This window comes from Bradyrhizobium nanningense, assembly GCF_004114535.1.
Classification (GTDB): Bacteria; Pseudomonadota; Alphaproteobacteria; order Rhizobiales; family Xanthobacteraceae; genus Bradyrhizobium; species Bradyrhizobium nanningense.
On record NZ_LBJC01000015.1, the window covers coordinates 32,449 to 54,520 of the forward strand.

The following is a 22,072-nucleotide window of genomic DNA, read 5'->3' on the forward strand; positions in this document are numbered from 1 at the left end:
TCACCCTCCGATCCGGCTCGCGCCCGGAGGGACGGAGCCCGGCGCGCCAAGCGTATGCTGAATCGCTTGCTTGACGAGCGCTTGCGCCAGGATGCTCGCAAACAGCGTGTTCGTCGTGGCGTATCGCCACCACATCCGCCCGGGTTCTTGATAGATCCGGTACAACCACTCGAGGCCCAGCCTCTGAACCAGTGCAGGCGCGCGTCGAACCGTACCTGCAAGAATATCGAACGCGCCGCCCACGCCCATGATGAAGGGTACGCCGAGATCATCGCGGTGAGCGGCCAGAAAGCGTTCCTTCCGCGGTGTCGGCATGCCGATGAAGAGACAGTCGGCCCCGCTAGAGCGAATGTCCCGAACGACGTCACTCTCCTGCTCGGGTTTGAAGTAGCCGTCATGCCAGCCCGCGAAGGCAAGTGAGGGATGCCTCTCGCGCGCGCGTTGCATTGCCGAATGCAGTACGGCCTGGGTAGCTCCCAGGAAATACGGTTTGAAGCCTTCCCGCGCACATACTGCGAGTAGTTCGGCCAGGAGATCGACGCCGGCGACTCGCGCCCTCGCCGGAAGCCCCACTGCTCGAGCGCCCCAGAGAATCCCCATGCCGTCTATGCCGACAATATCACTGTTGGCGACATCGGCCGCGAGCACAGGATCGGATCGCATCTTGACGAATTTGGCGACGTTTAGCGCCACGTGCTGCAGGCGGCCGCGGCTGCGCATGGCGCCGCGCGCCAACTCTACGGTCTCCGCCATTGTCAGGAGGTCGATGGGGCACGCCAAGAACGATGCACGCATTTGAATCGACCTCCCAAAATGCAACTTTGCCTAAGTTGTATTTAAGATTATAATAACGATAATAAATGGCAAATATTTAATTGCAAGGATTAAATGCAGTGCTTCAATCAAGCGAAAAATGAGCGCTGCCGCGCCGCGGATACGCAAAGTTCCAAACGGCAATTAAATAGGGGCCGATGAAATGATTTCGGTAATTATTCCCCATCTCAACCAGGCGGCGGCTCTGGAAGCCTGCTTGCGAAGCCTGGATGCACAGACCCTGTCCCGGGACCTGTTCGAGGTCATCGTGGTGGACAACGGCTCGGCCATCCCCCCTATGGACGTCGTGGCCGGCCATCCCGACGCCAAGTTGATGTACGAACCGCATCCCGGTCCGGGTCCGGCGCGAAACGCGGGCGCGGCCTATGCGAGAGGTGACATTCTCGCCTTTATGGACGCGGACTGCCGGGCTCATCCGGACTGGCTGACCGCGATACACAACGCGTTCCAGCAAGTCGGGCAGGCGACGATCCTCGGCGGAGAGGTCCGCATCCGGCCCGCCGTCGAAGGATGTTTCACCGCGATCGAGGCCTATGAAAGCGTTTTCGGCTTTCGCAATCGCCTGTACGTCACCAGGCACGGCTACTCGGTGACGGCAAATCTCGCGGTTCGCCGGGCCGACTTTGCGAGGGTCGGACCTTTCCCGGGCATTCAGTTCGCGGAAGACATGCAATGGGGACAAATGGCTCTCCGTGCGGGCTGCGAATTTCGCTACGTCCCCGGGATGGTCGTGTTTCACCCTGCGCGGCGCTCTCTTCAGGAGCTCTATGCAAAGTGGGATCGGCAGATCACGCACTACCGCAACATGGCACAAGGCGCGCGCGGCTGGCAGCTGCGCTGGTTCGCCACGGCCTTGGTCGTCCTCGCATCACCGGTGGTCGGCGCGATCACCGTTATGACGAGCGGTCGCCTCCATGGCATCAGCGCCCGCCTCAAAGCGATCGCCGTTCTGTGCGCAGTTCGGAGCCATCGAACGGCCAAGATGCTCGCCCTGCTTCGGAAAGAGGGCGCGGTCGTCTGGAATCGCTAACTGATGCCGCTGCCGTTGTGTTGGGACTGACCACCGGGCAGGCACGATGGCTGTTCGAAAGCGGCGTTGTGACTGAGATCCCGCAAATCGGTACGCCGGCCGAATGACCAGAGGATCCATCCGAGTTCGTAGCTGCGGCACTCGAGTCGAACTCCCACGTCGGCACTGTCGGCCAACGTCTCCCCACTTTCGAGCCAAGTGTTTCTGAGCGCGCGCAACATCCGCGGAGCCCTGGTCTTCAGTTCATTCTTGCGAACCTGCGAACGGATCGTCAGGCTAAGTTCCGGCACGAGCATGGTGCGGCCCAATTGGTTGTGGCCAAGCACCCAGTTGAATCCTTTGACCAGGGCATCCCGCGCTCCCCGTCGTCCAAAACGCTCGGCCCATTCCAGCAAGGCCGGCGCCATTCCATACTGATGGACCGAATAGACTTCGTAGAAATCGAGGACGCGGCCACTCATCGCATCGAAAAACCACGGCCATTCTCCCTGGGGTCCCTGAAGCGCAATCAAATTGCGCACACAGGCGTCGGCCATGACGAGCGCGGACACATCTCCAGTGAATTCGCCATATTGATAGCAGGCGATTGAAAGGTAGGTTTGCGTCGCAAATGATGCAAAGCGCCGACGGAAGCCGGCCGGCGCATCGAAAAACAATCCAGACTCGCTATGGAAACGCTCCTTCAGGAAACGGTAGAGCGGGCCGGCGAAGCATAGCCACTCCCTCTCGCCTGCCCTGGCCTGCGCGATGACTCCCGTCAGCAGCATACCCAAGTCCTGGGCCCGAAACGCCCGCCACTGCGACTCATCCGAAAGAATCGCTTTCAGCGCGAACCTTACCCGATCCGGAATGGGAAGGCGGAGTTCGGCGGCGGCCCACAAAGCCATGCCGAACGCATATTTGCGCACGGGAAACGCGGTGAGATCCGTGGCGTTCCGATGGAATATCTCTGGAAGATCAATATCAGCTGGAAGGTGCGCGACCCGCGACATTCCAAGCAGGACATTGAGGGTATAGAACACGTCGCTCTGCGCTATCGACTCGTTTGGCGAGGCGCGCCCGTCGAGGTGATAAATGTGGGACCAACGGCGCTCCTTCGGCAACCAGCAGCGTTCCAGCCCCCTAAGGGCGTAGTTCACCAGAGGCGAGTTTGGCGACAGCTCCTGCACTGGAGCGGGCACTATGAGCTTCACCCTAGAATTCGGACTGATCATCATCGACGGTCCACCATGGTAAATCCGGCTCAGTACTCCCGGATGCTTTCATCCAAGCCGCGAAGCAGGGGATAGAGGAAATATGAAATCACTGTCCGCTGTCCAACCTTCATCTCGGCAGTGACCGCCATGCCGGGTATCAAATGAACTCGTTCAGCCGGCAGCCGAAGGTGCGCGTCCCGTAGATCGATCAGTACGCGATAATAGGGAGCTGACGACCGGCGCGCACCTTCGGCTTTCGCGTCTGGCGAGAATGAGTCCCGGCTGATGACGCCGACCTCGCCAGTCGCAGTGCCGTACTTCTGAAATGGAAATGCCTCGAACTTGACTCGGACGACTTGCCCGACCGCCACCTGCCCGATATCCCTTCCCTCGACATTGACCTCCGCACGGAGCGCCTCGTCGCGCGGGACCAGCACAAACAACGTCTCGGCCTCGCGGACCACCGAACCTACCGTCCGATTGGCAATGTCGAGTACCACCGCATCCGCCGGTGCAGTCAGCACGATCAGTTGCCGGCGGAGCTCCGCCTTCTTGAGCTCTTCGGCCGTGCCATCGCGCTTTGGCAAGGTCTCTACAAGTTCCTGATAGGCAGTGCGGCGAAACTCGGCGGCGAACACCTTCTGGTCTGCACGGGCCTTGTCCAGACGATGCGTGTTGTCGACGATGCTGCCACGAACTCGCGCCAGGTTGCTTTCGACCTCCAACCGCGCATCGCGTGACAGCAGGAAATTCAATCTTGAACCGACCTCTTTGGCCATCAACGCATTCCGCATGGCTTCAATGGACTGCATCGTATCCAGCCGCTCAGCCAGGACCAGTTCCTCGTTCTGCGCCGTTTTGAGATTGGCCTGTGCGGACGCAATCTGCGCGTCGTAGTTCTGGATCTGAAGGTCGTAAGCCGCCCTCCTCTGCAGGAATACCTTTCTCTGCAGAGCTTGGTCGGCATTCGCCGTCTCATCGACGCCATAATCCGTGCCGTCCAACTCGGCTCGCAGCCGATCGATGGAGGCGTCGAAGCCTGCCAGGCGGCCGCGCAGTTGGGCAAGATCGGCCTGAGAGAACGTCGGATCGAGAACCGCAAGCACGTCGCCGCGATTCACGATATCGCCGGCCTTGACCCGAATCTCCCGAATGACCGACGCTTCCAGCGGCTGTACGACCAGATTGGGATTCGTCGTGATCAACTTACCCTGGGCAGTCACAATCATATCAACGCGAGATACGCATGCGAATGTGACCGCCGCAGCGATCAGGGCGACGACACAATAGAGCGTGATCCGTCCCAGCCGCGGTGGCGTCAATTGCTCGATCTCGGCTGCGTCGGACTGAAATCGCGCGACAACGCGAGCCCCTGTCGGCCCGGAGCTCAAGAGCCGGCGTCTCGTCCGTCGATCGGACGGAAGCCCGGATCTGCCCGGGGCTGCTTCAGCTCTGGTCTTTTCAGCCGCGGTCATGCGACCTGCCTCGTTTGCTGGTTCCAGAGATGCCTGTAGAAGGTGCATTTCGACAGCAGCGCGTCATGCCGATCCACATCGACGATACGTCCACGGTCGATCACCAAAATCTGGCTTGCGTCCGACAGCATCGAAAGCCGGTGCGATACGATAATGACGGTTCGTCCCTCCGCGATTCGCCGCAGATTGCGCCGAATGATCGTCTCGCTCTCGGAATCCAGCGCGCTCGTGGCTTCATCGAGAATCAGGATACGCGGGTTGACAATCAGGGCCCGCGCGATGGCAAGCCGCTGCTTTTGTCCGCCAGACAGGTTTGATGCCTGCTCCTCGAGCATGGTATCGAACCCTCTCGGCAGCCGCTCAATAAATTCGTCGGCGCCGGCGAGCTGAGCCGCCCGGACGACCTCCTCGAACGGGGCGTCGCGCCTCACGCAGGCGATATTTTCGCGCACTGTGCCCCGGAATAGGAAGTTGTCCTGGAGCACGATCCCGAGATTCCGCCGCAGGTGCGCGAGGTCGATCTCACGCGAATCGTGACCGTCGATGCGCACCAATCCCTGCTGCACCGGGTACATTCCCGCGATAAGCCGCGTCAGCGTCGTCTTGCCCGAACCGCTCCGGCCGACAATTCCGAAGATCGAGCCGGAAGGGATCGAGAACGACACCTCGTCCAGCGCCGGCGTTCCCTCGCCATAGCGAAACGTGACGTTTTCAAACTCGATCTGCCCGGCGAAATCGGGCCGCAGGCCCTCGCGATGGCCGTCCCGTTCCAGCTCCCTGTTCATGACCTCGCCGAGCATCTTAACGGCCAGCGCGATCTCTTGATATTCGTGCACCATGGTCACCATCTGCACCAGCGGCCCCGAAACCCGTCCCGCCAGCATGTTGAAGGCGACCAGTGCGCCGATCGTCATCTCGCCGCCGAAGACGTCGAGCGCACCCAAGGCCACGATACCAAGCGTCATCATCTTCTCGAGGAACCCGGTCAGCGCCTGAGCGCCCGCCGAGATCTTTTCGACGCCAAATCGCATCGAGACCGATTGCGCGCAGCGATCGTCCCACGCCTTGTTCTGGCTTGGCTCCATGGCCAGCGACTTCACGGTGCGCATGCCATGCACGGTCTCGACCATCAAGGCCTGGCGACTGGCCTCGGCCTGATACAGCTGGTAGAGCCGCCGGCGGAACGGTCCCATCAAGATGGCGATCACACTCGCACTAACGGCCGTGAAGGTCAGAACAACACACGTCAGTTTGATACTGTAGAGCGCGAGGATCGGCAGGACGACGACCAGCGACAACGCGTCTAGGGCCGTCAGGAACAGACGGCCGGTCAGGAACTCGCGGATTCGTCCGGCCTGCTGCATGTGCTTCACCAAGACGCCGGCCGAGATGCGCTCGAAGAAGGTTATCGGAAGTCCCAAGAGATGCCGAAACGTCCTGGTCGCGACCCGGATGTCGATCTTGTTCGTGGCATAGAGCAGCAGGTAGCGTCGCAAGAAGCTGAAGGTGGCGTCGAAGCAGAGTGCTAGGATCGCGCCACCCGAGAGCACGTAGAGTGTCGTGAGGCTCTCGTGGACAAGAACCTTGTCGATGACGAGCTGAAAGAAAATCGGAAGCGTCAGCCCCAGCGCATAGAGGAACACCGCAGCAATTGCGACGTCGGAAAAGAGCCGCCACTCCCGCAGCATTTCGGGTATGAACCAGCGCAGCCCAAAGGACCTATGGTCCCGCGATGGAGAGCTCTCGCGCTTGAATAGAACGACCTTTCCGGACCAGTTGGCGCAAAAGCGGTCCGCATCGATCAGCAGGTGCTCAGAGTTCCGCTCGGCCAGTGGATCGAACACCGTTACCGCGTCGCATTCCGGCCCGGCTCCGAGCACGACCACCCAGTTCAGGTTCGAGAGCTGAACAAGGGCTGGATAGGCTTCGCCGAGCTGGCATATGGCCTTCCAATCGAGCTGCGCCGTGCAGGCGCGAAGGCCCGCCTCATGAGCCATGCGCAGCAAGAGATCGGTCGAGATGCCGCTTTCGTCGACCGCGTAGGCGTGCCGCAGCCGATCGGACGGCAGATCGATACCGTGGTGGGCAGCGACCCTTGACAGACATTCAAGGGCGGTTTGAGCAGCCCGACGCGGCTCGCCCTCCGACGACGGCGGTTCTGCTTCGAACCTCTCGATTTCAACGGAAGTTGCTTGAGACATTGGGAGATCGCGGATTGTCTGAAACTGACGAGGCAGGCTCGACCCGCGCGCTCGCCTGCGGCGCGGCGGCCGGCGTCCTCGGGCGAGGGCGCTGGACGACGCCGGCGTCGACCAAGCCCTGGAGCGCGTTCTGCATCACTTCCACAGAGTTCGCGAACGACTCGGCGGAAAAGATCAGCCTTTGCCGAAAGACCTTCCTGGGCGCGTTGCTAGCGTCGCGCTCCGTGGGCGAGAGACTGACGAGGTCCACCCGCACGATCGATCCGCCAATTGTGACCTCGTCAATCCCGTCAGTATAGAGTTCTGCATGCATTGCGATTCTCCTATGCTATGAGCTGCGGCCTGAAGAGGACGTCAACTGCGTAGCTCGTCGCGCTGAAGGTGTTGGTGGGGAAGAGGCTTCCGGATCCGTATGCATACACGCCGTTCCCCCCGCTCGACGACGATGACGGGGCCGTTAGTGGTCCGTTCGTCACCGCATTGGCAAACAGGTTTGGATCGTCCGAATAGTTGCCCGCAGTGTGGTAGGAGGCGACATAGGTCGTCCCTGCGGCGATCGTGACCGGCGTCGCGAAGTTGACCTGTTGCCAGCCGCTCGCCGTCTCGTTGGTGAAGGTGGCAGTGGCCAGCAGGGTCCCTGTGCTGCTCCAGAGATCGGCGACATGCTGGCCGGTGTTGGACGGCCCTTTGTAGAAGCGCAGGCCGACAATGTCACCCGACGTGGACGCCTGGAATTTCATGCCAAGCTCTACCGAATTCGGATCGTTCACGGTGACGACGCTGGGCGTTGGGTTGGAGCTGAACAGGCTCACGGTGGTTGCCGACGGCGCATAAACGGTTACGCCCACACTCGCGCTTGCTGAACCGCCCTGGCCATCGGAAATGGCGTAGTTGAACGACGCCGGCCCGGTATATCCGTTGGCGGGAGTGAACGTCACCGTATTGTTCTGAGCACTGAAACTGACGGTACCGTTGACAGCCCCGCTGACGCCCGTGATTGTCAGAGCGTCCCCGTTTGGATCGGTATCGTTTGCGAGAAGCGCCGAGCCGGAAATGCTGAGCGGTACGTTTTGGGTGGCGTTGAAGCCGCTGTCGTTGTTGGCGATCGGAGGCTGGTTCGTGCCGCCAGCTGAATTACTGAACAAGACATCGACCCAATAATTGGTCGCACTGAATGTGCTCGTCGGAAACAGATTACCTGTTCCATAGGTGTACACACCATTGGTGGTCGCGGAGGCCGTGAGCGGGCCATTCGTGTGCGCGGTGGTGAAGTAGTTCGGCGTATCGGCATAGTGGCCGTTGCTGTGGAAGCTCGCGACGTAGGTGGTTCCGGCTGCAATCGATACCGGGCTACTGAATGTGAGGGTCTGCCAACCGCTGCTGCTCTCGTTGGAGAAGGTTGCGCTCGCGAGCAGCGTTCCCGTGCTGCTCCACAGTGAGCCGGTATGAGTGCCGGTATCGTTCGCACTCCTGTAGTACTTGATCCCGGTAATCGTGCCGGCAGCCGAGGACGTAAATCTGACGCCAAGATTGACCTGAGATGTGTCGGACGTCGACAGCACCGAAGGCGTATCGGAAGCAGAGAACAAGCTGACGGAGGCCGTGCCCACTGCGATATTGAACGTTTCGCTGGCTGTGAGGCTGCCGAGATCGGTCGCGGTCGTCTTCACGCTGAGCGTGCCGACGTCGGCCGACGTCGGCGTGCCACTGAAAGTCCGGGTCGAACCGTTGAAAGCCAACCAGGCAGGAAGCGCGGAGCCGTCGGCCGCAGTTGCCGTGTAGGTGAGTGTGTCTCCGGAATCGACGTCGGTGAAGGCGCCGGCCGGCAGCGTCAGCGAGAACGCCGAACCCACCGTTGCGGTCTGGTTGCCGGTCTGGATCGCCAGTACCGGTGCATCATTGGCACCGTGGATGGTGATCGTGAGCGTTGTCGAGGATGTCGCGCCGGCGGCATCACGCATTGTGTAATTGAAGACTTCCGTCAGCGTGTTGGACGCAAGCCGCAGGGCTTGCACGGCAGCATCCGTCTCATTGATCGTATAGGTGAAGGCGCCTGACGTGTTGAGCACGAGACTTCCATGCGCGCCGTTCAAAGCGGAGCCGAGCGTGCCGGAGCTCGAACCGAAGCTGACCGAAGTCACGGCCTTGGTGTCGCCGGCGTCTGGATCAGTGTCGTTGGTCAGCACGTTTCCCGTGGCAGACGAACCGCCGGTGCTGTTGTTGACTCCGCCCTTCTCGGTGGCGTCGCCGGTGTCGGCAACCGCTGTTGGCGGCGTGTTCGGGGTCGTCGTTACCGTGATATTGAACGTTTCGCTTGCAGCAAGACTACCGAGATCGGTCGCGGTCGTCTTCACGCTGAGCGTGCCGGCATCGGCCGACGATGGTGTACCGCTGAAGGTTCGGGTCGAACCGTTGAAAGCCAACCAGGCAGGAAGCGCGGAGCCGTCGGCCGCAGTTGCCGTGTAGGTGAGTGTGTCTCCGGAATCGACGTCGGTGAAGGTGCCGGCCGGCAGCGTCAGCGAGAAGGCCGAACCCACCGTTGCGGTCTGGTTGCCGGTCTGGATCGCCAGTACCGGTGCATCATTGGCACCGTGAATGGTGATCGTGAGCGTTGTCGAGGATGTCGCGCCGGCGGCATCACGCATTGTGTAATTGAAGACTTCCGTCAGCGTGTTGGACGCAAGCCGCAGGGCTTGCACGGCAGCATCCGTCTCATTGATCGTATAGGTGAAGGCGCCTGACGCGTTGAGCACAAGACTTCCATGCGCGCCGTTCAGAGCGGAACCTAGCGTGCCGGAGGTCGAACCGAAGCTGACCGCAGTCACGGCCTTGGTGTCGCCGGCGTCTGGATCAGTGTCGTTGGTCAGCACGTTTCCCGTGGCAGACGAACCGCCGGTGCTGTTGTTGACTCCGCCCTTCTCGGTGGCGTCGCCGGTGTCGGCAACCGCCGTCGGCGGCGTGTTGGTACCCGCGGATCCGTTGAAAATCACGTCGACGAAGTAGTTCGTTGCCTTGAAGACGTTGGTTGGGAATATGGCTCCGGTTCCGTAGCCATACACGCCATTTCCCGTGGCGGGGGCGCTCAGCTGGCCATTGGAGATTGACGTGGTGAAATAGTTCTGAGTGTCCGAATAATTGCCGTTGGTGTGATAGGAAGCGACATATGTCGTGCCCGCGGTAATGGCTATCGGGCTCGAGAAACTGACCTGCTGCCAACCGCTGGCGGTCTCGCCCGCGAAGGTCGCGGTGCCGAGCAACGCTCCCGTCGAACTCCAGAGATGCGCGACGTGGGTACCTGTGTTCAGCGAGCCCTTGTAGAAGCGCAGCCCCGTTATAGTCCCGCCGGCCGATGCGCTGAACTTGAGGCCCACCTCGACCGAGCTTGTGTCACCCGAGTTGACAACGCTCGGTGTGTCGTTGGTGCCGAACAGGCTCTGGGCGGATAGCGGATAGTTGACATTGAGGAAGACCTGGCCCGTTCCGCTGGCGCCCGCGGAGTCCGTGATCGTGTAAGCGAATTGTGCCGCTCCCGCGTAATTGGCGGCTGGACTGAATGTCACCGTCTGGGTTTGGACATTGTAGCTTACGGTGCCGTTAGCCGGATTGCTTACGCCACTGATCGAAAAGGACAGACCGGCTGGATCCGTATCATTGGCGAGGAGCGCCGATGCCGGGATATTCAGCACACCGTTCTGCGTGACCGTGAACCCGCTGTCATTGTTGGCCTGCGGCAGCTGGCTCGTATCCTTGAAGACAACATCGACCCAGTAGTTGTCACCCTTTGCCATCGAGATGGAGGACGGGAAGATCGGTCCCGTGCCGTAAGCGTAGACGCCGTTCAGGCCGTTCCCCGTCGCTGTCAAAGAGCCGTTGGTATGACCTGGGTTGTCGAAATAGAAATCGGTCGTCGAATAGTGGCCGGTGTTGGTGTGATACGAGGCGATGTAGGTCACCCCGGCCTGTATATGGACCGGCGTGGTGAAATTGACCTGTTGCCAGCCGCTTCCCGTCTCGTTGGTGAATGTCGCGCTTGCGAGCAGCGTCCCGTTTGCCGTCCAGAGATCGCCGAGGTGCGTTCCCGTGTTCTGGGTGCTCTTGTAGAACCGGATGCCGGTGATATCGCCGGAGATGGCGGCAACGAACTTGACTCCCAACTCCACAGCAGCGCTGTCTGGAGTGTTGACGACCGCAGGCGTGTCCGTGGGACTGAAGATCGTCAGGTTCGAGGAAGGGGTCACCGTGTAAGCAACGCCCGCGCCTGGGACTTCGAGATTCAAATTATCGTCGACCGCTCTGCTCCGGATCTTCAATTGTCCCGGCGCGCCCGCAGCAAACGTATATGTCCAGGTGACATTGGCAGCGCCGACGGTGCTGCTGGCCGGATGCCAGGTGTTGCCGCCGTCGGATGACACCTCAACACCACCGATGACTCCGCCAGAATCGCTCGCCGTTCCGGTCACGGTGATGGACTGGCCCTCCACAACGCTTGCGGCGGAGAGATTGGTGACCGTGGAGGTCGGCGGCGTGTGATCGGTCGATTGGGCGGCAATCACCAGGCTGGCCTGCAGCGTTGCGGGCTGCACGCCCATGTCAGCGAACAGGTTGACCATGGCCTGTTGAACATTCCGATCAGTCGACGTCTGCGGGGCTATGTTGTACTGGTCGTGATCCGATGAAAGGCCCCAGGACCAGAATACAGTGCCCGCCCCGAAGACAAGAGCACCACTCACCGGATCCCGAAACTCGACCAGATTGTGAGTGGCTGTACCGTTGCCGGTCGTGTTGCCGTAATCCAACAGGTATTTTGTGGTTTGCAGAGTGGTCGAGGAGACATCTACCAGACCAGCCGGGCGGAAGCCGTTATCCGGTGACGCATTCCATTCATAGCCGAGCAGGTTCGGGGTCAGGGACGCAGTCTGGCCCTGGGCAGTCCCGGCAATCGGCGCGTTGCGCCAGAGTCTCAACTGGGTCATTCCGTATGGGATCTTGATCGTGCCGTAGGAATCCCCGTCCACCTGGAAGACCGTTCCGGTCAGCGCGTTGGAGGGGATGCCTGACATGCCTCCGGTCGACGCAAAGCGCGCGTCCATGAACGTTCCCGTCGCCGTTCCTGTCGGGTCGATTAATTGGTTGGCATGGGTGTCCTTGTACGAGATCAAGGTCCGATTGGCCGTGTGACTGGGATCAATGCTGGCTGCCAGCCGGGTCTGCCAAAACACCTCATTGCCGCTCAGAAACGTCAGATTGACACCGGCATGGCCGGCGGCTTGGACGTTGGCAAACTGGCTGTCGGTCCAGTATTCGTCGTGCCCCACATCCATGTAGATCTGATGATTGAGCAGCAGCGATCCGTTTGCGGCCGCATCAACACCCGAGATGTAGGAAACATCGTATCCATTCTGCTCGAGCCAGTAGATCGCCGGATATTCGGCGGAGAATACCATGTCGTTCGAGGAGCCCTCGAGCCCGCCGTCACGAGTCGTAATGGGACGATTGTAGCTTACAGCATAAGCGGAACCGTTCACGCCGGGTCCGTTGCCGGTGTAGAGATTGGCTCCGCCCCAGGGGTTATAGGCCTGCCATGTCTGATCGGCCGTCTGAAACACGATTGCGCTCTGCGACGCGTCATTGCGGACCACAAATGGAATTTGAAACACCTGCGTTCCGTCGATGACGTTGGCGATGTACACGCCAGAAACCGCGTCGGTCGGCACGCTCCACGAGTCGGTCACGCTCCAATTGCCGGCGTCGACGAGCCCGGTCGACGCGTCCTTCAAGGGCGCCGGCTGCACCACGGAGGCAGCAGCCTGATGCTGCAGGCTCGTAATCAGCCTCGCACCGTTGCCGCCATAATAGCCAAGCCGGTAGATATCGATGTGATAATTGGGAGCGCCGGTCTGGTTGTTGATCTTGAATTGGACGGCCCCGCCAACATTGGTACTTATCGCCGTGGTGAACCCTTGGATGTTCGTCGAGTCTTCACCCGGGCTGATCTGCCAAATGCTCTTCGACGTGCCTTGCTTCTGATTCTCCAGCACGATCGGGTTCGTCACCGGATCCGCAACGATGGTGCCGCCCAGCCCATCGCTTGCAAAGGTCCAATTTGGATCGTTCCCGGAAAACAACAGGGTGACATTGCCGGCCCCGTTGCCGAAATCGACCGTGCTGATGTTTGAGCTCTGGTCGTAGTGAACCGACGCTGACATCGTCGCCGTGAAGGCGAAATCCTTGAGGTCAATCAGGTTGCCATCCGAAAGCGCTCGATCCGGCGACGAACTTCCGATCAGGCCGTGGAATTGGGCGGAGTGATCGAGGATCAGGGTGCCGACCTCCGTCTCGAACGAGACGGTTATTCCGTCAAACGAACCGTTCACGAACTGCCCGGAGACCGCGCCTCCGATCTCCAGCGACGATCTGTCCGAGATCGCGAAGGCGCCCGACCCGCGGACATCGCCTTTAAAATCCGCTGTGGCAGCTCCATGGCCGCCAGACGATCCGAGCTTGATGCTCCCGTTGTTGATGGCGTCAGTTTCCACGACGAACGACGATTCCCGCCCGAGCGCGATCGTCACGCCTGCATCAACGAACAAACTGCCTACATCGACATTGGCTCTGGTCGTGACAACATAGGATCCTGGCGCGTCGATGACGGCGCCCGACGCGGCGTTTGGAATGCCCGCACTCCAGTTCGCGGCCATATTCCAATAGCCGCCGCTCGAATTGATCCAATGCGTCGCACCGGCGCGCGAACGAGATGGCGCGACCAACGCTTGCGGATCGGCGCCGGAAGACAGCAGCGAGCCGATGCCGTCGGGGCGCGTCAGCGTGCCTGCCGTCCCCCACAACCAAGCAGCGTCTCTGCTCCAGGTCGCTTTCCAGGGCGGCGCATCCGGCAAGCCCGCATTTATCTGGGCGAAATCACCCTCTTCCGCGAGGAGAAGCCTTGCTGCTCGATAAAAGACGCTCGCCTTCTGATTTAACATGGCCAGCCTCAAATTTCGCAAGTTTAGTATTTAATTTAAAAGAGCGGCATCGGTCAATTAATTAAATGAAAGCAAATTTAAATCACAGATCAGACCTCGATTGCGGCGCCGGAACGAGCCTCAGGCAACCGCAGGATTTCATTGAGATACCTGCCGTATCCGCTCTTCTCCAGCGGCTGAATCAGTCCGCGGAGCTGATGTTCGTTGATGAATCCCTGCCGGAAGGCGACCTCCTCGAGACACGCCACTTTCATGCCCTGCCGCTTTTCGAGCGTCTGTACGAAGGTCCCTGCATCGATAAGCGACTCGACCGTGCCCGTATCCAACCATGCGAATCCCCGTCCCATGCGCTCGACGTGGAGAGCGCCGGCCGCGAGATAGCGCATTTGCAGATCGGTGATCTCGAGCTCTCCCCGCGGCGACGGCTCGACACGGCGGGCATATCGCACGACCCGGTTGTCGAAGAAATAGAGACCGGTGATGGCCCAGTTCGATGTCGGCTCTTTCGGTTTCTCCTCGATTCGAAGTGGGCGGCCCAGGTCGTCGAACGTGACCACGCCGTATCGTTCCGGATCACGTACGTGATACGCGAACACGGTTGCCCCCTCCTCGCGGGCTGCGGCCCTTGCGAGTAGTTCGCGCAAGCCGCCGCCGAAGAAGATATTGTCTCCGAGCACCATTGCGACCCGATCGGTTCCGATGAAATCGGCACCTACGATGAACGCTTCCGCCAAGCCGCCGGGACGAGGCTGTTCCGCATAGCTGAGCCGAATTCCCCACTGGCTTCCATTGCCGAGCAATCGCTCAAATTGAGACCGGTCCGCCGGGGTCGTGATCACCAGGATGTCGCGGATTCCTGCCAGCATCAGCGTCGACAGCGGGTAGTAGATCATCGGCTTGTCATAGATGGGCAGCAACTGCTTGCTGACCACACGCGTGATCGGGTAGAGCCGAGTTCCGCTGCCGCCAGCCAGGACGATTCCCTTCAGCATCGGTGTCTCCTTTTCCGACAAGTTGGTCGAGACAGCTTTCGAGAGAGTGGCGCCAGGCCGGCAATCGAATTCCGAACACGCGCTCCGCTTTAGATGAATCCAGGCGCGAGTTCAGAGGCCTGCGCGCGGCGCAGGGATACTGCTCTGTCGTGATCGCTTCCAGCGCCGGCGGCCGCACTCCACGACGGGACAAGCCATCGAAGATTGCTTCGGCAAAGCCGTGCCAGCTTGTTGTCCCCTGGCCGGCCACATGAAAGATGCCTGCCGCGATGCGGCGATCATCGGCAAGCGACCGCTTCGCAATCTTCAGGAGCGCTGCGGCCAGCTCCGCCGCCGACGTCGGGCTTCCGTGTTGGTCGCAGACGACCCTTACCATTGGATGCGTTTCGGCCAGCCGCAACATTGTGCGAACGAAGTTGGTGCCTGTTGAGCTGTAGATCCAAGACGATCTGACGACGGTCGCGAGAGGGTGCGCCGCCAATACGGCCGCCTCGCCGGCCAATTTTGATGCACCATATGTGTTCAACGGCGCTGGCACGTCGGCCTCGTCGTAAGCCTCGCGTTTAGCACCGTCAAAGACATAATCGGTCGACACATGCACAAATGGAATGTTTCTCTGCCATGCGACATCCGCTAACGCAGCCGCACCATCGCGGTTGATACTGAAGGCTTTTCCGGCCTCGGATTCAGCTTGATCCACAGCCGTATAGGCCGCGGCATTGATGATCATGCAGGGGGCGATCGAGGCGATCGTTCTGTCGACCCCCTCGCGGACCTCAAGATCGAGCTCCTCACGTCCGAGCGCGACCGCAGACACGCCGCTAAGCGCAGCGAGATCATGAAGGCAACTGCCCAATTGGCCACTTCGACCAGCAATCAGGATCGGTTGTTCGATCATTGGCAACCTCAGTGTCGGGTGGCCGGGAGGCCAAGACGCGAACCGTCGTAGACCATATTGCGAGCCCGCGCCCACCAGGTGCCGCTGGCCAGATACCATTCCACCGTGTCGGCGAGACCTTGTTCGAAGCTTCGGGTCGGCTTCCATCCCAGCTCGCTGCGAGCTTTGGACGCATCGATCGCGTAGCGCGCGTCGTGTCCCGGGCGGTCCGACACAAACGAGATCAACGATCGCCTGGCTGCCGGCCCCGGACGTAAACGATCAAGCACGTCACAGATCCGGGTGACGACTTCCAGGTTCGAGCGTTCGCTATCGCCTCCGAAATTGTACTTCTCGCCGGCTCTGCCCTCGAATAGCAGCCGGATCAGGCCGGCTGCGTGATCGTCGACATGAAGCCAATCGCGCACATTGCTGCCGTCGCCATAGACGGGCAGCGATTTGTACTCAATCGCGTTGAGAATCGTCAGAGGAATGAGCTTTTCCGGGAATTGGAACGGTCCGTAATTGTTCGAACAGTTCGACACGATCACCGGCAAGCCATAGGTCCTATGCCAGGCGAGCGCGAGGTGGTCCGAGGCGGCCTTGCTCGCCGAATAGGGTGAACTCGGCCGGTAAGGGGTGTCTTCCCGGAAGCAGTCGACCGGCCCCAATGAACCGTAGACCTCGTCCGTCGACACGTGAATGAACCTGAACTGTCTCTGTTTCTGGCTCGAAAGCCCGTCGTAATATCGCCTGGCTGCTTCCAGCAGAGTATAGGTGCCGACGATGTTGGTGCTGATGAACGCTGCCGAGCCGGTAATCGATCGATCGACGTGGCTCTCTGCCGCCAAGTGGATGACTGCGCTCGGCTCCCATTCGTAGAATAGACGAGTGACCGCCTCGTGATCGCAGATGTCGTGCTGCTCAAATCGATAACGGCTGGTGCCGTCGATTGATGCCAGCGAGGCCAAATTGGCCGCATAGGTCAACTTGTCGACATTGACCACCGAGGCCTCAGCTTCCAAGACCAATTGGCGACAGACCGCAGACCCGATAAATCCCGCTCCACCCGTCACCAGGACACGCATGACACGCCCTCTATTCAAACACTGAAGCGAGTTGATTGAAGGACGGAAGTGCTCGATCCTTCGGCGACAGTTGCGCCTCCGAGGCCTTAACCGGCCACTCGATCGCCAACTCCGGATCCGCCCAATAGACGCCGCCATCGTGGTCCGGCGAATAGACCTCATCGACCTTATAAAAGACCGTGGTTTGAGGCTCGAGCGTACAGAAGCCGTGAGCGAACCCTTTTGGAACGAGCAGCTGCTCGTCACTCTCGCTATCCAGTTTCACCGAAACGTGCTTGCCGAATGTCGGCGATCGCCTCCGAAGATCGAGCACCACATCAAGGATCGCGCCCCTTAACACGCGGACGAGCTTGGCCTGTGCGAACGGAGGCCTCTGGAAGTGCAATCCGCGAACCGTCCCCACCCGCTCCGAGCAGGACTGATTGTCCTGGATAAAGTCGTGAGAAATTCCTTCTTCGGCAAAGGCAGAGCGGCGAAACGTCTCGCAGAAATAGCCCCGCATATCGGAAAAGCGCTTCGATCGGACTATCTTGACGTCCGGAATCGCCAAACTTCGCACTTCCAGCATGACTGCACGCTCCGATACGCAGCGCTATCGCCCGGGCGGTCGACCTGATCCTCTCAATGCACCGCGCATCGAGCACTCCGGCCGAACCAGTTCGGCCTCGCTCTGGTCGCGACAAATGTCAGGAGTTAATCGGACGCCAGGCCCTTCCGTCATTCAAATTAATTATTCGGCAATTAATGCCTGAGCCGGATTTAATTGGCAATACAAATTTTATCTGATATATTATTTTAAATCAGCCCGTGGCGCCAATACGCGGCCACGGGCTGCTCCCGCGCGATTGTCGACAGTCGAGAGAATTGTCCGATGCTTCAGACCAATACGCTCCAGACCGACGGGGCACGTCTCCCCTCCGCCGCACAAATGCAGCCGGATCGACAAAACGCCGCGGGCATCGGCGAGCTCATTAAATTGGCGCTCGTGTTTATACGGCGACAGTACCTCGTCATCATTTTCGCCACTCTCCTCGCAAGTGCCGCCAGCCTCATATACTTACGATTGGTCTCACCGGCCTATACCGCGCAGGTTCAGGTCCTGTTCGAAAATCCAAGGGCGCAGTTCCTCCAGAAGCAATCGCTTCTATCCGAACCAACCGTCGACGTTACCCAAATCGAAACGCAGCTGCAGATCATCAAGTCGCAGGCGACTGCTGCGGCTGTGATCAAGCAGTTGACGTTGGCCGATCACCCTGACTTCAAGGAGGTACGGCCGCTGCAATCCTGGTTACTGGGCCTGCTTCGAAGGTGGAGGTCCGCTCCATCACAAGGTGCGCAACCTACTCCGCCAGAGCAGCCCTCGGAAGCCACAATTGCGAACTTTCTGGATCGCCTATCTGCCGGCCGAGTTGGCTACAGTCACGTTATTGAAATCGCGTTCACCTCGAGCGACCCAGCGCTGGCGGCGGACATCGCGAACGCAATTGCCAAAGCCTACATCAACGACCAGCTCGAGGCGAAATTTGAAGCCACTCGAACTGCAACGAGCTGGCTGCGGGAACGACTGCGAAACCTCGGTGAGGAGGCGCTGACCGCTGAACGTGCAGTCGAGGCTTATAAATCTCAAAACAACATCGTTTCGTCCGGAGGAAAGCCGATCGACGAGCAGCAGATCACCGAACTCAACACGCGGCTGGCTACCGCGCGCGCACAGAGTTCAGAAGCCACGGCCAAGCTGTCGCGTTACGAAGCTCTCCTTGCCGTCGATCCGGCCAAACCATCCTCGATCGGCAATCTGGATGCCATAGGCTCCGACGCGATGAACAGTCCGATCATTACGTCGCTACGCCAGCAATATCTCGAGCTTGCCAGGCGCGAGGCCGAGTTATCCGCCCGCGTCGGTCGAGATCATCTGGCGGTTGTCAACATCCGAAACAGGCTGCGTGAGTTTCGCGTCTCCATTCTGGACGAGGTTAAGAGACTCTCCGAGATCAGCCGCAGCGAAGCCGAACTTGCAAAGCAGCGGCAGCAGGAGATCGAAAAACGTCTCTCTGTGGCCATTGCGCAGTCGCGCCTCACAAACTCGGCAGAGCTGACGATAAGAGATCTTGAGAGTCGGGCCAAGAGCTTACGGGGTCTGTACGACACTTTCCTTCAGCAGTACATGGGCTCGGCCCAGCAGGAAAGCTTCCCGATCTCGGAAACCCGGGTCATCTTCCCCGCTTCTGCCGCTCAAACCAAGAGCAAACCGAAAGCCAAGGTGGTGCTGAGCGTCGGACTTCTGGGAGGGCTCGCGCTGGGACTGCTCCTCGGTTTCGTGCGGGACGTAATGGATCGCGTTTTCCGCACGTCTTCCCAGCTTGAGGCAGCGCTGGACCTGCCGTGCCTATCCCTCGTGCCGATCCTGAGTTTGCCCAGGCAGCAGAGGTCGGCAGCTCGGCCGCAACAGACGCAGGAAGACTCGAACCAACGAATACTTTCGAGCGCTCCGGACATCCATCGCGCCGTCGTGGGCATGCCTCTCTCTCGGTACACTGAGGCCATCCGATCGATTAAGATTGCGATCGACCATAGCCCGGCGAAGACCCCCAACCAGGTGATTGGCGTAACTTCGGCCCTCCCAAATGAGGGCAAGACCACGATTGCCGCTTCCGTGGCGCAACTTATCGGGCACAGCGGGAAGAAGGTGATCATAGTCGACTGCGATCTGCGGAATCCATCGCTCTCGGCCCGTCTCGTCCCCAAGGCTTTGGATGGCATTATTGAAGTCATGAAAGGCGATCGCTCACTCGATGAGGTCGTATGGCGGGATCCGAACACGACTCTTGCCGTCCTTCCGGCCGTTCAGCGCGGCCGAGTGCTTCACTCAAGCGAACTTCTGTCCGACGGGTCGATATGCAAACTCTTTGATCGCCTGCGACAAAGCTATGACTACGTCATTGTCGATCTTCCGCCGCTGAGTCCGCTTGTCGACGTACGGGTAACAGCTCCCCTGATCGATTGTTACGTTCTCGTCGTCGAGTGGGGACGCACCAAGATCGACGTCGTGCAGCATGCACTGCACACCGCCCCGACGATCTCGGACTCGCTGATCGGCGCAGTACTGAACAAGACTGACATCAAGGCGATGGCGCGATACGACACCCACCGAAGCGATTATTACGATGACAGTCACTATATACGCTATGGTCTTTCGAGCTCCTGAGCGGCCTGTCGCCATACGACCTGCTGATTTGTCGTCGAAGAGTCTGCTGTGCCCGAGCCTTCGGAGAAACGCCAACCCCTGAGGTGACGTTGTATGCTCGACAGGTTCCTGATGGTGGCACTCCTGGTGTCCGTTGCCGTGGGTTTTGCAATGCCCGAGATCCCACAAGCGCGAGCTCTATGCTCTGCACTTCTCGCGATCGGGGTGCTTGCAACCGCAGTTTTCACCTCATCCTCCGCAATCGTTCGCCTGGTACGGCGGTTACTGCTCTTTCCCCTCGTCATTCTCGTTGTACCGGCGATCTACATGACTATTCAACTTGTCCCAATTCCTATCCACGGCTCCGGCAATCCGATATGGGCCACCGCATCTGCCGCCTTGAACATCCCCCTTGCTGAACGGCTCACGGTGGACATCGGCGCAACCATGCGGGCATTCGTGCATTACAGTACGGCTGTTGCCCTCGCGCTCGTCGCGACCGTTGTCGCGCTGGATAGACAGCGTGCTTGGCAGCTCCTCACCATGCTAGTCTCGTTCGCAACGATCGTCAGTGCGTACTTGCTAATGCGACAGGCGATGGGAGCGGACTTTCTCTCGCCCGGCGATACTCCCTTGCCAGTCGTGGCCGGTGCAGTACCGGCAGTGCTCGGCCTGGTGCTGTCTGCGGCGATGACGGCCCGTGCGTTCGAGGAACGCCGCCGGGCCAAGAAAATCTCATTTCAGCTGGCGACGACCCTGTCGTTCGCACTCCTGGCGACGTTGCTCTGCCTGTCGGCGATCCTTGCCAGGGAGGACTCGACGAGAACTGCCATAGCTGCACTGCTCGGAGTGGGAATCGTTCTCGCCGCATTCGCGATCCAGAACTGGTTCTATGGTCCTTGGGGAATGGCTAGCGTGCTTGCGACGGCTGCAATTCTCTTTCTGGCGGCGTTCACCCTGCTGCCGGTGAGGCAGAATACCGATCTCACGATCGCCCTATCCGCGCATCCCCCGACGGCGACTGAACGAATGCTGCAAAACACCCGCCAAGCCGGGACCGGTGCAGGAACGTACGTGGCACTGCTGCCGATCCATCGCGATATCGGCGCGCCGGTGTCGCCAGAGCGCCCGACGGCTGCCGCTGCCATCGCAATCGAAATGGGCCGCCCCTTTCTGTATGGCGTGTTGACGGTTGCGGTACTTGGCGCCGCGGCTTTGCTCAGATGCTCTCTGCGGCGAAGGCGTGACTACGTCTACGCGGCCATCGGTTCCGGCGCTGCGGCTGCACTAGCCATGCTGGCCTTGGTCGAGGACGGCATTCTCGAGTTCGACGCATCGCTGCTCGCCGCCGCCATGTTCGGACTGGCGGTCGCTCAAAGTCAACGTGATACAGGCACTGCCGCCTTGCCGTCGCAATCAACGCGACCTGTAAGTGAACCGGATAGTCGAGGTCCGACATGTGCTCCAACACGCACTTATGAGATTGGCACGGCGACGATGCGTATTGGATTGGGCTGCTTCGCAGTCGCCCTGATCGCGCAAACGGTCTGGCTGCTCGCTCAGCAACGGAATCCGGGTGGTTTGCCGATCGAAGCGGCCGCCAGCCAAGCGGCACGCCAAGTCATTCTAAGGGCGCTCCTTCCGAGCTCACTTCGCGCTGACGGCGACTTGCGTCCCGGGGGGCTCGCACCTGCGCCGCAGCTCAACGCCAATGAAGCGGCAGCGTCGAGGCCGGAGATCAAAGTCGCCCCGGCCACGCCGACCGCATTGGCGCAGGCACTGCAGTACTCGCCGCTACGAGGTGATCTTTGGCTTATGCTTGCGGCTCTCTCGAGAGAGCAGAGATCAGCCGAATATGATGTCGCGGCCTTGCTGAAACTTTCGTACTACACAGCACCAAACGAGTTGGCCTTGTTTCCGCTGAGACTCACTGTCGCTCTCGGCGAGGTCTCGGCCGCAAGCGAGGTTGAGCTGCGTGAACTGGTGCAGCGTGACGTCAGGATTGTCCTTGCCAAACAGCCCAGTCTCCGCCCCGCTCTTAACGCCGCCTATCAATCGGCGTCGGCGGACGGGAAGGGCTTGGTGGACAAACTGACCACCGAGCGGGATTCAGCTGCCCTTCAGAGCATGAGCAAGGAAGTTCGGGTTCCATCCACCGGAACGGACCTCCCTCCGCCGAACCGAGTATCGGGCCGCGGGACAGCGCGATAAC

The 22,072-nt window shown here is 60.1% G+C and carries 13 protein-coding genes; 3 read left to right on the top strand and 10 right to left on the bottom strand.

Annotated features, from left to right (window positions below; translation table 11 throughout):
• Positions 1-795 carry a WecB/TagA/CpsF family glycosyltransferase gene (locus XH84_RS09905; protein ID WP_128918304.1) on the bottom strand — a complete coding sequence of 265 codons (795 nt, stop codon included), beginning with the start codon at positions 793-795 and terminating at the stop codon, positions 1-3.
• Between the two features lie 181 nt (positions 796-976).
• Here XH84_RS09905 and XH84_RS09910 point away from each other — a divergent pair, with 181 nt between their 5' ends.
• On the top strand, positions 977-1,864 hold the full coding sequence (locus XH84_RS09910) for a glycosyltransferase family 2 protein (protein ID WP_128918303.1): 888 nt from the start codon (positions 977-979) through the stop codon (positions 1,862-1,864).
• Here the strand turns inward: XH84_RS09910 and XH84_RS09915 are convergent.
• The 9 genes from XH84_RS09915 to rfbC all read right to left on the bottom strand — a co-directional run bounded on the left by XH84_RS09915 (position 1,861) and on the right by rfbC (position 17,244).
• Positions 1,861-3,081 carry a hypothetical protein gene (locus tag XH84_RS09915; protein WP_245471660.1) on the bottom strand — a complete coding sequence of 407 codons (1,221 nt, stop codon included), beginning with the start codon at positions 3,079-3,081 and terminating at the stop codon, positions 1,861-1,863. The two genes, XH84_RS09910 and XH84_RS09915, sit on opposite strands and share 4 nt — an antisense overlap.
• 26 nt (positions 3,082-3,107) lie before the next feature.
• Complete coding sequence (locus XH84_RS09920; protein ID WP_128918302.1) at positions 3,108-4,535, bottom strand: HlyD family type I secretion periplasmic adaptor subunit; 1,428 nt, start codon at positions 4,533-4,535, stop codon at positions 3,108-3,110.
• Positions 4,532-6,736, bottom strand: coding sequence for a peptidase domain-containing ABC transporter (locus XH84_RS09925; RefSeq protein WP_128918301.1), 2,205 nt, complete (start codon positions 6,734-6,736; stop codon positions 4,532-4,534). Before XH84_RS09925 ends, XH84_RS09920 begins: the two co-directional genes overlap by 4 nt.
• Positions 6,714-7,049: a hypothetical protein gene (locus XH84_RS09930; protein WP_128918300.1), complete on the bottom strand. Its 336-nt coding sequence runs from the start codon at positions 7,047-7,049 to the stop codon at positions 6,714-6,716. The genes XH84_RS09925 and XH84_RS09930 overlap by 23 nt, the downstream gene beginning before the upstream one ends.
• Positions 7,050-7,059: 10 nt before the next feature.
• A complete protein-coding gene (locus XH84_RS09935; RefSeq protein ID WP_245471662.1) occupies positions 7,060-13,719 on the bottom strand; it encodes a DUF4082 domain-containing protein in 6,660 nt (2,219 codons plus the stop codon).
• Between the two features lie 89 nt (positions 13,720-13,808).
• Complete coding sequence (rfbA, locus tag XH84_RS09940) at positions 13,809-14,711, bottom strand: glucose-1-phosphate thymidylyltransferase RfbA (protein ID WP_128918299.1); 903 nt, start codon at positions 14,709-14,711, stop codon at positions 13,809-13,811.
• On the bottom strand, positions 14,620-15,609 hold the full coding sequence (rfbD, locus tag XH84_RS09945) for a dTDP-4-dehydrorhamnose reductase (RefSeq protein WP_128918298.1): 990 nt from the start codon (positions 15,607-15,609) through the stop codon (positions 14,620-14,622). Before rfbD ends, rfbA begins: the two co-directional genes overlap by 92 nt.
• A gap of 8 nt (positions 15,610-15,617) precedes the next feature.
• Complete coding sequence (rfbB, locus tag XH84_RS09950; RefSeq protein WP_128948135.1) at positions 15,618-16,676, bottom strand: dTDP-glucose 4,6-dehydratase; 1,059 nt, start codon at positions 16,674-16,676, stop codon at positions 15,618-15,620.
• 10 nt (positions 16,677-16,686) lie between these two features.
• Entirely contained in the window at positions 16,687-17,244 is a 558-nt protein-coding gene (rfbC, locus tag XH84_RS09955; protein ID WP_128918296.1) for a dTDP-4-dehydrorhamnose 3,5-epimerase, read from the bottom strand.
• A 303-nt stretch (positions 17,245-17,547) separates the two neighbouring features.
• Between rfbC and XH84_RS09960 the strand changes: the two genes are divergently transcribed.
• Together XH84_RS09960 and XH84_RS09965 are read left to right on the top strand one after the other, a co-directional pair.
• Positions 17,548-19,881: an AAA family ATPase gene (locus tag XH84_RS09960; RefSeq protein WP_128918295.1), complete on the top strand. Its 2,334-nt coding sequence runs from the start codon at positions 17,548-17,550 to the stop codon at positions 19,879-19,881.
• A gap of 93 nt (positions 19,882-19,974) precedes the next feature.
• Entirely contained in the window at positions 19,975-22,071 is a 2,097-nt protein-coding gene (locus XH84_RS09965) for an energy-coupling factor transporter transmembrane component T family protein (protein ID WP_128918294.1), read from the top strand.
• Position 22,072: the final 1 nt, after the last annotated feature.